The 12,705-nt window shown below is 55.1% G+C and carries 13 protein-coding genes; 1 reads left to right on the top strand and 12 read right to left on the bottom strand.

Going from position 1 to position 12,705, the window contains the following annotated elements; translation table 11 throughout:
* The 3 genes from Q1K23_RS04655 to purL form a co-directional block, all read right to left on the bottom strand.
* Nucleotides 1-503, bottom strand: a 503-nt coding sequence (locus Q1K23_RS04655) for an RNA methyltransferase (RefSeq protein ID WP_300362843.1), incomplete at its 3' end; no start/stop codon positions are given.
* Nucleotides 504-523: 20 nt separating this feature from the next.
* The gene (locus tag Q1K23_RS04650; RefSeq protein ID WP_300362841.1) at nt 524-1,666 is read right to left on the bottom strand and encodes a class I SAM-dependent rRNA methyltransferase; all 1,143 of its coding nucleotides are present in this window, start codon (nt 1,664-1,666) and stop codon (nt 524-526) included.
* A 33-nt stretch (nt 1,667-1,699) separates the two neighbouring features.
* Nucleotides 1,700-3,910: a phosphoribosylformylglycinamidine synthase subunit PurL gene (purL, locus tag Q1K23_RS04645; protein ID WP_300362840.1), complete on the bottom strand. Its 2,211-nt coding sequence runs from the start codon at nt 3,908-3,910 to the stop codon at nt 1,700-1,702.
* 265 nt (nt 3,911-4,175) lie between these two features.
* Between purL and Q1K23_RS04640 the strand changes: the two genes are divergently transcribed.
* Nucleotides 4,176-4,394 carry a cold-shock protein gene (locus Q1K23_RS04640; RefSeq protein WP_283242318.1) on the top strand — a complete coding sequence of 73 codons (219 nt, stop codon included), beginning with the start codon at nt 4,176-4,178 and terminating at the stop codon, nt 4,392-4,394.
* 46 nt (nt 4,395-4,440) lie between these two features.
* Here the strand turns inward: Q1K23_RS04640 and Q1K23_RS04635 are convergent, their stop codons facing one another.
* The 9 genes from Q1K23_RS04635 to rpmH form a co-directional block, all read right to left on the bottom strand.
* A complete protein-coding gene (locus Q1K23_RS04635) occupies nt 4,441-5,094 on the bottom strand; it encodes a GGDEF domain-containing protein (RefSeq protein ID WP_300362838.1) in 654 nt (217 codons plus the stop codon).
* Between the two features lie 51 nt (nt 5,095-5,145).
* Entirely contained in the window at nt 5,146-5,751 is a 606-nt protein-coding gene (locus Q1K23_RS04630; RefSeq protein ID WP_300362836.1) for a hypothetical protein, read from the bottom strand.
* Nucleotides 5,744-7,543 (bottom strand): glutamine--fructose-6-phosphate transaminase (isomerizing), encoded by a 1,800-nt coding sequence (glmS, locus tag Q1K23_RS04625; protein WP_300362835.1) that lies wholly within the window; start codon nt 7,541-7,543, stop codon nt 5,744-5,746. The genes Q1K23_RS04630 and glmS overlap by 8 nt, the downstream gene beginning before the upstream one ends.
* Before the next feature lie 180 nt (nt 7,544-7,723).
* Nucleotides 7,724-9,067, bottom strand: coding sequence for a tRNA uridine-5-carboxymethylaminomethyl(34) synthesis GTPase MnmE (gene mnmE / locus Q1K23_RS04620; protein WP_300362833.1), 1,344 nt, complete (start codon nt 9,065-9,067; stop codon nt 7,724-7,726).
* Entirely contained in the window at nt 9,064-9,972 is a 909-nt protein-coding gene (locus tag Q1K23_RS04615; protein WP_300362831.1) for a Jag N-terminal domain-containing protein, read from the bottom strand. Before Q1K23_RS04615 ends, mnmE begins: the two co-directional genes overlap by 4 nt.
* Nucleotides 9,972-11,564 (bottom strand): membrane protein insertase YidC, encoded by a 1,593-nt coding sequence (gene yidC / locus Q1K23_RS04610; protein WP_300362830.1) that lies wholly within the window; start codon nt 11,562-11,564, stop codon nt 9,972-9,974. The genes Q1K23_RS04615 and yidC overlap by 1 nt, the downstream gene beginning before the upstream one ends.
* A gap of 5 nt (nt 11,565-11,569) precedes the next feature.
* A complete protein-coding gene (yidD, locus tag Q1K23_RS04605; protein ID WP_300362828.1) occupies nt 11,570-11,911 on the bottom strand; it encodes a membrane protein insertion efficiency factor YidD in 342 nt (113 codons plus the stop codon).
* A gap of 18 nt (nt 11,912-11,929) precedes the next feature.
* Nucleotides 11,930-12,262: a ribonuclease P protein component gene (gene rnpA / locus Q1K23_RS04600; RefSeq protein WP_300362845.1), complete on the bottom strand. Its 333-nt coding sequence runs from the start codon at nt 12,260-12,262 to the stop codon at nt 11,930-11,932.
* Nucleotides 12,262-12,396, bottom strand: coding sequence for a 50S ribosomal protein L34 (gene rpmH, locus Q1K23_RS04595; protein WP_201353057.1), 135 nt, complete (start codon nt 12,394-12,396; stop codon nt 12,262-12,264). The genes rnpA and rpmH overlap by 1 nt, the downstream gene beginning before the upstream one ends.
* Nucleotides 12,397-12,705: the final 309 nt, after the last annotated feature.

The following is a 12,705-nucleotide window of genomic DNA, read 5'->3' as shown; positions in this document are numbered from 1 at the left end:
CGATCGTACATCCCGGCCTCCCGTCGCTGGCGTTCGGCTTCGTAGAGGATGACGGCGGTGGCGACCGAGACGTTGAGGCTCCGTGCCATGCCGTGCATCGGGATGACGATATGCCGGTGGGCCAGTGCGGCCACTTCGGGGCTCACACCCTCCTTTTCGTTGCCCATCACCAGGACGGTGGGGCGGGTGAAGTCGATGTCGGTATAGACGGCCGCTTCGTCCGAGAGGGTGGTGGCGACGATCCGGTAGCCCGCATCCATGAGGCTGCGCAGATGCTCGAGGCGGCTTTCGTAGGGGATCTTTTCGATCTTCAGCCATCGGTGGCTTCCCTGCACCACATCCTTTCTGGGCCGCACGGCGTGATCGCCCTTTCGGGCGTAATCGATGTAAAAGAGCCCCGCCGCGTCGGCGGTGCGGTAGATGGCCGAGAGATTGTAGGGATCGTGCACGTCGTCCAGAAAGAGGCGCAGGTCGGCCTGGCGGCTCTCGAGATATCGCCGCATTCTCTCGATCCTCCTATCGCTTACCATACACTCTTTCTCAGCAGAGCCCCCGTCAGATAGAGAGAGTTGGGCACATCCAGCATCCAGGGGTGGTCGACATCCTGTTTCATCGTCTCCACCACCTCCAGGCGGCATCCGTCGATGACGGCGGAGCTTCGGGCCAGATCGAGCAGATCTTCGAGGCCGACGGCGTGGGAGCAGCTGAAAAGCGCCATATGCCCGCCCTCCTCCAGCAGCGCCAGGCTCCTGACGATGAGATATTTCCACCCCTTCAGCGCCCCGGAGCGGGCCTTCTTGCTCTTGGCGAAGGCCGGCGGATCGACGACGATCAGGTCGTAGCGTTCCGTCTCTTTCTCGAGAAACCTGAAGACGTCGGCTTTGACGATCTCGTAGTTTTTCAGGCCGTTGAGGCGGCAGTTGGTTTCGATCTGGGTGCAGGCGAGCTCGGAGATCTCCACGAACTTCGTGCTTTCGGCTTCGGCGTAGATGCCGAACCCTCCGGCGTTGGCGAAAAGATCCAGCGTTCTCTTTCTTCCGTAGCGGCCCACGATGCGGCGATTGCGCCGCTGGTCGAGGAAAAAGCCTGTCTTCTGGGAAGCTTTGAGGTCGGTTTGAAACCGTTTGGTCCCCTCTTCGATGATAAACGTTTCGTCCACGTCGCCATAGAGCGTGCGATGGGTCGCCTCCAGCCCCTCTTTGAGGCGAATTTTGTCGCCTTTTTCCCAGATCCCTTTGGGAGAAAGCAGATCGACGAAGATTTCGACGATCTCCTCTTTGAATCGGTCCATCCCGGCGGTGGTGAAAGAGAGGACGAGATTGTCCCCGTAGCGGTCGGCGACGAGTCCCGGCAGGCCGTCGGCTTCGGAGTGTACCAGACGCAGGGCGTTGCTCTCTATCCCCTCGCGCTTGGCGATGGCCCGCTCGATGCGCCGGGCGAAAAAGTCCCGATCGACCGGTTCGTCGCGCCAGCCGAGTACCCTGGCGGCTATGGTGCTGTGAGGGTTGACGAAGGCGGTGGCCAGGTACTCGCCCTGATGCACCAACGCCGCCACTTCACCCGGCTCGGTGTAGAGAGTGTCGGGAAGTTCGTTGCGGTAGAGCCACGGGGGACGCTGTTTCAGCAGCTTCTGGGCAGCGTGTTTGGAGAGGTCGATTTTTTTCATGCAGATTACTCCCGGCAAAAGCCGGGATTCGGATCAGATGTCCTGTTCGATGATACGCCGGAAGGTGTTGAAGTAGATATCGTTCAATCTCTCCATCGGCATGGCGATGTCGTTGACCTCGAGCGTATCGCCGCCCACGGTGCCCACCTTTTCGCATTTGAGGCCGCGCTCGGCCGCCATGTTCGCCACGGCTTCGACGTTTTCGGGGGCTACCTCCAGCAGGGCGCGGGAGAAGCTTTCGCTAAACACGTTGACGCTCTCGCCCAGATCGGCTTCGATACTCGCCCCCTGGCCGCCCACGGCCGCCATCTTGGCCGCGGCGATGGCGAGGCCGCCGACGTTGAGATCCTTGGCGGCTTGGAGCAAGCCTTTTTTGTTGGCTTCGATCACCAGATCCCAAAGCGCCAGTTCCTTGTCGTAGTCGATGGCGGGAAGTTTGCCGCCGGTGGTTTTGAAGAGCTCTTTGAGGTAGATGCTGCCGCCAAACTCTTTTCGTGTCTCGCCCACGAGCAGCAAGATGTCACCCTCGTTCTGGAACGCCGAGGGCAGCACCCGGTGCTGATCGTCGTTGACACCGACCATCGCGATGGTGGGTGTGGGGAAGACGCTCACACCGTTGGTCTCGTTGTAGAGCGAGACGTTGCCGCCGGTGACGGGGGTGTTCAGCTCCGCGCACGCCTCCTTGATCCCTTCGCATCCCTGGGCGAACTGCCACATCACTTCGGGGTTTTCGGGGTTGCCGTAGTTGAGGCAGTCGGTGATGGCCAGCGGGCGCGCACCCGTCATCGCCACGTTGCGGCCCGACTCGATCACCGCAGCGGCCGCGCCCCCTTTGGGGTCGATGTAGCAGTAGCGCGGATTGCAGTCGCTGCTCATGGCGATGGCCCGGCCGTTTTCTTTGACGCGGATCACCGAGCCGTCCAGGTCGCCGCCTTTTTTGATCGTGTTGGTCTGCACCATCGAGTCGTACTGTTCGTAGACCCACGCTTTGTCCACCACCTCGATGCTTTTTACGATCGTCTCGAAAGCCTCCTGATTGGAAGGAAGTTCATATTTGTCTATATCGATGCCCGCGATCTCGTCGAGATACGCAGGGCGTGCCGTAGGACGGTCGAGCACCGGCGCCTCTTCGCTCACCGGATCGACCGGCACCTCCGCCACCTTCTTGCCGTGCCAGTAGAGCTCCATCAGTCCCGTGTCGGTCACTTCGCCGATGACGGCGCAGTCGAGCTCCCACTTCTCGAAGATTTCGATGATCTTCTCTTCGGTCCCCTTGCGGGCGCAGATGAGCATACGCTCCTGGGACTCGGAGAGCATCAGTTCGTAGGGGGTCATCCCCTCTTCCCGCATCGGCACCTTGTCCAGATCCATCCGCATGCCGCTGCCGGAGCGTCCCGCCATCTCGAAGGAGCTGGAGGTGAGTCCCGCCGCGCCCATGTCCTGGATACCGACGACGTAGTCGGTCTTGAAGAGTTCCAGGCAGGCTTCGAGCAGAAGCTTTTCGGTGAAGGGGTCGCCCACCTGTACGGTCGGGCGCAGGCTCTTGGACTCTTCGGTGAAGCTGTCGGAGCTCATCACGGCGCCGCCCAGGCCGTCGCGGCCCGTCTTGGAGCCGACGTAGATGACCGGATTGCCGATGCCTTCGGCCTTGCCGTAGAAGATCTCGTCGGCTTTGGCGATCCCCAGGGTGAAGGCGTTGACCAGGATGTTGCCGTTGTAGCTGTCGTCGAAGAAGGTCTCGCCGCCCACGGTCGGCACACCCATGCAGTTGCCGTAGCCGCCGATGCCCGCCACGACACCGCGCACCAGATGGCGCTGGTAGGCCGCCGACTGGTCGTCGCCCCGTACACGGCCGAAGCGCAGGGCGTTCAGGTTCGCCACCGGGCGGGCGCCCATCGTGAAGACGTCGCGGAGTATCCCGCCCACGCCCGTGGCCGCTCCCTGATAGGGTTCGATGAAGCTGGGGTGGTTGTGGCTCTCCATCTTGAAGACCGCCGCGTAGCCGTCGCCGATGTCGATGACACCGGCGTTCTCGCCCGGCCCCTGGATCACCCACGGCGCCTCGGTCGGGAAGCCGCGCAGGTATTTCTTGCTCGACTTGTAGCTGCAGTGCTCGCTCCACATGGCGCTGAAGATACCGATCTCCACCAGATTGGGCAGACGTCCCAGAATCTTTTTGATGTGCTCGTAATCCTCTTCGGAGAGTTTGTGCGCCTTCAATATTTCGGCAATATCCTGTTGCATACGGGTACCCTTGCAGATGAAATGAAAATTGTCGTGATTATAGTGAAAGTGTGCTTGGGATTGCGTTAAAAAACTACATGAAAAAGAAATTTTCCAAAAAGCTTGCTATTGGTGAATGTTTCAGCTATACTTCTTGGCAAGAAAGATGATTTCGATTCTCGTCTTTGTGTGTGACCGTTCTACCTCGACCCTTCGAATTAGAGTTCTACCTCACAAAACAAGCTTCAAACTTCTTTTCTGAAAATTTCATAGAAAAGGATATCTCATGGCAGATATTATCAACGGAACCGTCAAATGGTTCAATACTGAAAAAGGCTACGGATTCATCCAGCCCGAAGATGGCGGCAAAGACGTTTTCGTACACTTCCGTCAGGTCAATCACACAGGTTTCGGCCGTGTCGAACTCAACGAAGGTCAAAAAGTGACTTTCAGCATCGGTCAGGGTGAAAAAGGTCCCCAGGCCGAAAACGTCACTCCCCTTTAATCTTCCACCGGGCGGCTTGGCCGCCCTCCTCTTCTTCACCCCTCGACTATTTTTTCACATCCGTTTTTACGACAGCTCCGGTATGGTCCGCTATGGCATACGTGGCATTCGAAGTCTTGGCTGCATGAAGCGCCTCTTCCGCGACACTGAGCATCGTATTGAGATAGATATGCTTTCCGTGCATCGTGACACCGCCGAAGCGTGTTTTGTAGGGTATCTGGACATTGTGATCCACGCAGGATGAGTTTTCCAGACAGCTCTGTATCTGCATGATGACGTTCGGGAGGTCTTCTTCCGCACAATCGTTGAGAAGAATGAAAAATCCCGATCCGCCGAACCGTCCGATGATGTCGCTCTCGCGAATGCACGCCTTGATGGTCTGGTAGAGATGCTTCAAAACCGCGTTTCCCACGGCGTAACTTCGACGGATGTTGATCTTTTCCAGCTCGATCACATCGACGATGAGCATACTCACAGGCCACTTTTTCCGTCTCGCGAGCTTTACCTGGATGTTGCCCATCTTGACGAAAAAGGCGTAGTTGTAGGCACCCGTCACTTCGTCGAGGCTTCGGCACTCCTTGAGCTGATAGAGAAGCTTTTCGTAATCGGTGCGTAGAAGCCGGTTTTTTCTATAAAGGAAAAAGAGAAGCGCAGACAACGCAAGGACAATGCCGCCACATATCGCATATTGGATGATCATTATGGCAACACCTCCTTTTTTGGAAAGATTTTTCTATTATACAGCAGTGATCTACATATCTTTGTTAATCAATATATCGAGATCGAAAAGCTCCTGGCTCCACCGGGTCAAAGGCAGCTCCTGCGGCTCCTTTCCGACCACGTGGTTGACCACGGTCGGCTCTTTCGGCTCTCTCTTTTCGATGAGACATCTCTTTATCGTCAAAAAGAAGGAATCGTTGAGGGGGTAGAGCAGCTCCAGATCCTTTTTCCCTTTGAAAACAGCCAGAATCCGAAGCTTTTCACCATTTTTCCCCATCCCTTCGAAAAGGACCATCTTTCTGTTTTCGACGACTCTTTGCAGATCGTCCAGGCCGAAAACCGCTTTGACGACGGCTGAGAGGGCTTTGCCGAAGGTATAGTTTTCGGGCATGGAGATCTTTTCGTCGACGACTCGGTATCCGTTGGGAAAGGTGGCGATCGTTCTCTCTATCGAAAGAACATCGGCAGTGAAGCTCTCTCTTTCGATCTTTTTGAGAGGCAGATGGAGACGGCAGGCACCGTTTTGCAGCAGCATGCCCGCTTCGGTAAATGAGATGGGGGCGACGGTGCGGCTGCTGAGCCGCCAGAGAATGAAGAGGGCGACGACCAGAGCCGCCAGAACGATCCATCTACTCAACGGTGACACTTTTAGCCAGGTTGCGGGGCATGTCCACGTCGTTGCCCAGCCGGATGGCGATCTCCATGGAGAGCAGCTGTTCGACCACCATCATTTCGAAAAACTCCAGCATCGGATGTTTGTGGGGATGGGTCAGAATGAAGTCGTCCGCCAGTTCGAACATCTCCGGAGAGATGGCAAGAATCGTCGAATCCCGGGCACTGAGCTCCTCCACGTTGCTTTTGGTTTTGTCGTAGAGCATCGTTTTGGGCATCAGAGCGATCGTGAAGAGTTCGGCGTCGGCCAGTGCGATCGGACCGTGCTTCATCTCGCCGGCCGGATACCCTTCGGCATGCAGATAGCTGATCTCCTTGAGCTTCAGAGCGCCTTCGAGCGCCAGCGGATAGAAGATGTCGCGGCCGATGAAAAAAAATCCATGGCCGTGCAGATAGCGTTTGGAGAGGCGTTTGCACTTCTCGTGCACCTCCAGCGACTTCTGCAGATCTTTCGGCACGTAACTCATATAGCGGAGCTCCTCCCTGATCGCCTCGTCGCTCATCGTTCCGCGTTTTTTCGCAAAGAACACGGTAAGCATCCACAGAACCATCACCTGCGTAGCGAAGGCTTTCGTACTGGCCACACCCTTCTCGATGCCGGCACGGGTCAGGATCGTCGCGTCCGCCATACGGACGATGGAGGAGTTGTCGACGTTGCAGATGGCCAGTGTCTTGAGGCCCGCCTCCTTGGCCATTTTGAGCGCTTCGAGGGTATCGGCGGTCTCACCGCTCTGGCTGATGACGATGAAGAGCGTATCGTCGGTCAGCAGCGGCTCTTTGTAGCGGAATTCACTGGCGATCTCCACATTGACCGGCATCTTCGCCTGCCGTTCGAAAAGATAGCTGGAGGTCAACGCCGCATGATAACTGGTACCGCAGGCACAGATCTTGATGCGGGATATATCTTTCAAAAATTCGTCGTCGAGCTCTTCGAAAACGATATCGTCATCCAGAACCCGCCCGATCATCGTATCGCCGATCACCTGGTACTGTTCGTAGATCTCCTTCTCCATGAAAAAGCGGTAACCGCCCTTCTGTGCCGTCATTTTGTCGCCCGAGAGGGGGACGAAATTGAGCGGATCGGGCTCCGCATGGATCAGATCGGGTGTGGCGTAGCCGACGGTTCCATCCTCCATATAGGCAACCTCTTCGGCCTCCCCGATCAGCGGCGCGTCGGAGGATGCGAAAAAGACTTCCCCTCTGCCGTTTCTGCCGACGATCATCGGCGAACCTTTGCGGGCGAAGAAGATCGTATCGGGTGCCTTCTGAGTGATGAGAAGTACGGCGTAGGCCCCATCGAGCTGGTCGATCGTCGCTTTGAAAGCGGCATACAGATCGCTGTGGCGTTCCGCCTCCTTTTCGAAGAGGTGGACGATCACTTCCGTATCGGTCTGGCTCAGGAAATTCACGCCCTCGTTTTCGAGCATCTCCTTGATTTCCCGATAGTTTTCGATGATACCGTTGTGCACGACATAACTGTACTCACCCATATGGGGATGGGCGTTGAGTTCGGTCGGCTTGCCGTGAGTCGCCCAGCGGGTATGGCCGATACCCACGCCCAGACCAGTGGTTTCGAAGTTTTTGGTCTTTTCATCGAGGTTGGTCAGCTTTCCCACCGCCTTGAACGACTGGATATGGCCCTCCTGCATCACCGCGATACCGGCGGAGTCGTATCCCCGGTACTCCAGTTCACGCAAACCTTCGATCAGTTGTCTTTTTATCTCTCTTTTTCCAATATATCCTACGATTCCACACATCTGATATGATTCCCTTTTTTATTCAATAGTGATGTTACGCAACATATGGCATAACGCATGATTCTGCAGGGAGAAAAGTCCCTAAATTGCAAAGAGATCCGTTTTCGCGATAGATGCCATTCGTTGCAAAATTCCAAGTACCACAATATCGGCAAAAATTGTGTAGTTTTTACCGCACATCTATTTGCCCAGGCAGAATTCGCCGAACATTTTATCCATAATATCGTTAAAATCCACTGGTCTGGAGATGGAGCTTATCGCTTCGATCGCTTCGGTCAGATGGAAGGTGAAGATCTCCAGCTCTCCTGCCAGAAGCGGGGCTTTGGCTTGTGAGATCGCCTCTTTCGCCCGTCGGACCGCCTCGATCTGTCGGGTCGAGATGAGTAGAATCTCGTCACCCTTCGCCATGGCCGAGAGTCTCTTTTCCAACACTCCGATGATCTCTTCGGCTTTGTTTTCCCGACTCAGCGATATAGGCCGATACTTTTCGATTCGAGAGAGATCGATCCTTTGGGGAAGGTCGGTTTTGTTGAGAACTACGACGATCTCCTTCTCTTTTTCATACCGATCGATGAGAGAGAGGATCTGATCGTCTTCCCGATCCCACGGCCGGCTCGCATCGAACATCGCGATGACGATATCGCTCTGTTCGATGGCGGCGACGGAACGTTCGATACCGATCTTTTCGATCGTGTCGGCCGACTCCCGTATCCCTGCCGTATCGACGATACGAACCAGATGGGTCCCGATGCGGAGCTGCTCTTCGATCGTGTCCCGCGTCGTACCGGCGATCTCACTGACGATGGCACGCTCGTAATCGAGCATCGCGTTGAGAAGCGAGCTCTTGCCGACATTCGGTTTGCCGACGATCGCCACCCTGAAGCCCTCGATGAGCCCCCGTCTGCGTTCGCTGGAACGGACGATCTTTTCGATCTCTTTTTCGATCGTCTCCAACTGATGGAGCATATTGTCGACCATATCCTCCGGAAGATCCTCTTCGGCATAGTCGATCGTCACTTCCGCAAAGGCGATGGCCCGTACAAGTTTCTCCCGGATCTCGTCGACGAATCTTTTGAGTTCGCCCTTCATCTGCCGCGCCAGAATCTTCGCGGCATCCTCGCTTCTGGCTTCGATCAGTTTGGCGATCGCTTCCGCTTCGGTCAGATCGATACGCCCGCCCAGAAACGCCCGCTTCGTGAATTCGCCGGGTTCGGCCAGGCGTGCGCCGCTGGAGATGAGCGTGTTGAGGATCTCCTCGGCGACGATGGAACCGCCGTGACACTGGAACTCCACGACATCCTCCGTCGTGAAGCTGTGGGGCGCTTTGAACCAGATGACGATCGCTTCGTCGATCAGTTCACCCTTCGTGTCGTAGAGATTGCAAAGATGGGCATGTCGGGGAATGAAAGAGGATCTTTTCGTGATTTTTTCTGCGATTTCAAGAGCGTCGTCACCGCTGAGCCGGACGATGGCGACCGACCCTACACCGCTCGCGGTGGCGACGGCGGCGATGGTGTCGCTCACTTCTTCTCCAGAAACTCGTTGATGATGATATAGCGTCCGCCTTCTTTGTTGGTGCGTACCGCCACATATTTGTCGGGAAAGCGGCCACGGAGATTTTTCAGAGCGATCTGTACGAGAATGCCGTCGAGTACTTTCGTCTGGGCGCGGCCTTCGTTTTCGACACGTTCGATGATGGGCTGCAGATAGTTTTCTATCATCATCTCCTGGTTCTGGAGAAATTCGGCGATCTCCAGACGCACTTTGAAACCGTATTTCCCATGGATCCAGTTGTAGAGCAGATGGGCCAGGGCTTTGTAGCGGTATCCCTCCTTGCCGATCAGCAGAGCGGCGTCACTGCCGTTGAATTCCACCAGTACCGTTTCGTCGTCGTAGGCCGATACGACAATCCGCTCTATCTCGAAACAGGCGTGGGCGAAGAGTTCGTTGATTTTGTTCTCTATTTCGACGACGATCGTCGAAATATCGGGAGTTTCGGTATAGAAGTTGCCGAAGATTTCGTCGTCGTTTTTAAGCGTAGGGACTTTGATTTCATCCTTTTCGCTCTCCTTCTGCAGCGTCGGGGGCTCAGCCTCTTCCCTCGTCGGTTCTTTCTCTTCAGAGGTTGTTTCGACAGGTTCTTCTGAGACGGCGGATGCCTCCTCTACGGGCTCTTCCGTACTTTTCTCTACAGTTTCGGGCGAGGTTTCGACGGTAGCCTCTTCATTTTTTACCGCTTTGGGTTTCGGTTCCGATCTTTTTCTTGCGGCGGAATCGGCCACGATGATGGCGGATCTGCGTCCGAAGCCCAGAAATCCCCTGGAAGGATTCTGTACCACCTGGATGTCGAGTTCCGTCACCGAACAGGAGAACTCTTTGGCAGCCGCCGCGTACGCCTCTTCCAGAGTCGGAGCTTCGAACTTCCTCATCACTCCGCCTTTGGCTGCTTTTCAAGCATACGGTTGATCATCAGCTGCTGGGCGACGGAGAAGATGTTGTTCGTCAGCCAGTAGAGTACCAGACCCGCCGGGAACGTGACGAAGAAGAAGGTGAAGACCACCGGAAGCCATTTGAAGATCTTCTCCTGCATCGGGTCGGTGAAGTTGCTCGGTGTGACACGCTGATGCAGCCACATCGATCCACCCATCAGTACCGGAAGGACATAATAGGGATCCATGACCGAAAGATCGTTGATCCAGAGGATCCAGGGCGCACCTTTGAGCTCGATGGCGTTCAGAAGAACCCGGTAGATCGCGAAAAAGACGGGAATCTGCAGGATCATCGGCAGACATCCCCCCAGCGGGTTGGCTTTGTGCTTTTTGTAGAGTTCCATCATGTGGGCGTTCAACTTCTGCGGATCGCCCTTGTATTTGGCCTGTATCTCCTTGATCTTGGGCTGCAGCTGCTTGAGGCGGTGCATACTCACCATCCCTTTGTAGGTGAGCGGATAGAGGATCACACGGATCAGCAGCGTCAACACCACGATCGCCCATCCCCAGTTGGGAATGAAGCTGTGCAGCCACATCAGCACCTTGAACATCGGCGCGGCGATGAAGGTGAACCACCCGAACTCGATGATTTTCGTCAGCTCCGGATGGATGGCCTGGAGGATCTTGTACTCTTTGGGTCCGATATATCCGTGTAGGGTTCTTTCGGCACCCTCTTCCTTGACGAAGAGGATCGGATTCTCCTCGGCATCCTTGTTGACGACCACTTCCATGCCGTTGTCGAAATCGTAGAGCGCCGTGGCGTAGTAGCGGTCGAAAGCGACGGCGATGCGCGCTTTTCTGAAAGCTTCCGTCCCCTTGGCGTCACCGTCGTCGATGATCGTCAGGGTGCCGTCCGCCTCCTCGACCATCACACCATGGACCGTATAGTTGTCGATACGAAGATCGGGACGGTAGCCCGGCGAGACGAAATAGGGTTTCGGTTCGCTCATTTTGATATCGACGTCGTAATGGTGATCGGGATGGATCGTGATCTTTTTCTCTACGGTAAAACCGTTCAGGTCCTGGGTGAAGGTGATGGTTTCGGCTTTGTCACCGCTTACTTCGAGTCTGGATGTAGAGACACGGTAGGGGGTTTTGAAAGCCAGTTCGTTGAGTGCGGGATCGCTGAAGCGTATCTCCAGCGGTTTGGGAATGCGGGGGTTGTTGAAGAGTTTGAGCTCCTCCCCCTCTTCCGTCCTGTACTGGATGTCTTTCAGGTAGACCTGTGATATACGTCCGAGCGCATCGAATTCGATGGTCGCGTTGGAGGTCTCGATCGTGGCGATCACACCTTCGAGTGCGGTATCCGCACCGGTATTCCGGGCGGCCGGTTTCGGTGACGCGCTCTGTGTCGTCGCGGCAGGTGCCACACTGTTTTCGGCATTTTTCGCCGATGCCTGGGTACTTTGCACCTGCATGGTCCGATTGCCGTCTGCCTGCTGTGTGGTTTTCGGCATGAAAAAGTAGTCGTAACCGATAAAAACGAGCAAGGAGAGCACGGTCGCTATGACGACGCGCGTCTGTGTATTCATATTGTCTAACACGATGGGCCTTTCGAAAAAATGTTTTTGATGACTCTGCATCCATCCCGCTCGGGCAGATACCAGAACTTTATCTCGGGCACGCTGCCCCGTAGATGCGTGGGTGTGAAATGTTTACAGGAGATTTTCGGATAGTCGATGCCACCGTCGAAGAGTTGGTTGCATCGCAGTATCCTCAATGTGGAGGAAAAAATCGCTTTGAAAATGTTCGGATTGGTTTCGATCTGCCATTTGGCATATTCTGAACAGGTCGGATAGTATCGGCAGCTTCCGAATCCCAAAAGTGTCAGGTACTTCTGGTAGAACTTCAAAGATCCCGATAGTGCCTCTCTGATCATCTCATAGCCTTGCTGACCTCATTGTTTTTTACCGAGTTCCAATCGCCTGATGGCCCGCATGAACGCCTTTTCCAGTTCGCCAAAAGGCGTGTCGAGTATGGGCGGCTTCGCCACCAGGACATAGTCGCCCTCTCTCAGCCGCGGAATCATCTTCAAAAAAAGTGCCCGGAGCCTTCGCTTGGCCCGGGCCCTTTTCACGGCATTGCCGATCTTTTTGCTCGCGACAAAGCCGACTCTGCATCCCTTCGAATCCGGTACCGCGAATAGGACGAACGCCTTGTCGTGCCAGCGTTTGTCGCTTTTGTAGACTCTGTTGAAATCGGCGGTACGCTTGAGGGAGTCGAAGTGGATCAGACCGCCAATCGCTTACGACCTTTGGCGCGACGAGCGTTGATGATCTTGCGTCCGTTCTTGGTTTTCATACGTGCTCTGAAACCGTGGGTTCTTTTGCGCGGAGTGTTATGGGGTTGATAGGTTCGTTTCATCCATCTGTCCTTCTATAAAATTTAGCCCGTAATTTTAATTAAAATTCGCTTAATAGGAGATTAGGGACTGATCTTATTCACCATTCGTAGAGCGTGTAGGTAAACCCGGCGATCAGAGCAGGCAGCGCCAGCATCCGTAACAGAGATCCATTCCAACTTTTTTTCCACATCGTCGTCTTTTCCTCAAAGCAGAATTGGCTTCGAATTCTATCATTCAAATCCGAAAAGTTTATTGATATTCGATTCGGAAGCAGCAAAATTTGTTATCATAATTTCTATAGAGTCCTCTGAAAGGATGAACAATGTCCC

The sequence above is a fragment of the Hydrogenimonas sp. genome, from assembly GCF_029933015.1.
In the GTDB taxonomy this organism is placed as follows: domain Bacteria; phylum Campylobacterota; class Campylobacteria; order Campylobacterales; family Hydrogenimonadaceae; genus Hydrogenimonas.
The sequence above is the reverse complement of the archived record's forward strand: the minus strand, read 5'-3'. Positions and strand labels throughout refer to the sequence as shown.

What these genes read in the sequence shown, in the direction of transcription:
- Q1K23_RS04650 (WP_300362841.1), bottom strand. Translation starts at nt 1,666, where the DNA reads ATGAAAAAAATCGACCTCTCCAAACACGCTGCCCAGAAGCTGCTGAAA.
- purL (WP_300362840.1), bottom strand. Translation starts at nt 3,910, where the DNA reads ATGCAACAGGATATTGCCGAAATATTGAAGGCGCACAAACTCTCCGAA.
- Q1K23_RS04640 (WP_283242318.1), top strand. Translation starts at nt 4,176, where the DNA reads ATGGCAGATATTATCAACGGAACCGTCAAATGGTTCAATACTGAAAAA.
- Q1K23_RS04635 (WP_300362838.1), bottom strand. Translation starts at nt 5,094, where the DNA reads ATGATCATCCAATATGCGATATGTGGCGGCATTGTCCTTGCGTTGTCT.
- glmS (WP_300362835.1), bottom strand. Translation starts at nt 7,543, where the DNA reads ATGTGTGGAATCGTAGGATATATTGGAAAAAGAGAGATAAAAAGACAA.
- Q1K23_RS04615 (WP_300362831.1), bottom strand. Translation starts at nt 9,972, where the DNA reads ATGAGGAAGTTCGAAGCTCCGACTCTGGAAGAGGCGTACGCGGCGGCT.
- yidC (WP_300362830.1), bottom strand. Translation starts at nt 11,564, where the DNA reads ATGAATACACAGACGCGCGTCGTCATAGCGACCGTGCTCTCCTTGCTC.
- yidD (WP_300362828.1), bottom strand. Translation starts at nt 11,911, where the DNA reads ATGATCAGAGAGGCACTATCGGGATCTTTGAAGTTCTACCAGAAGTAC.
- rpmH (WP_201353057.1), bottom strand. Translation starts at nt 12,396, where the DNA reads ATGAAACGAACCTATCAACCCCATAACACTCCGCGCAAAAGAACCCAC.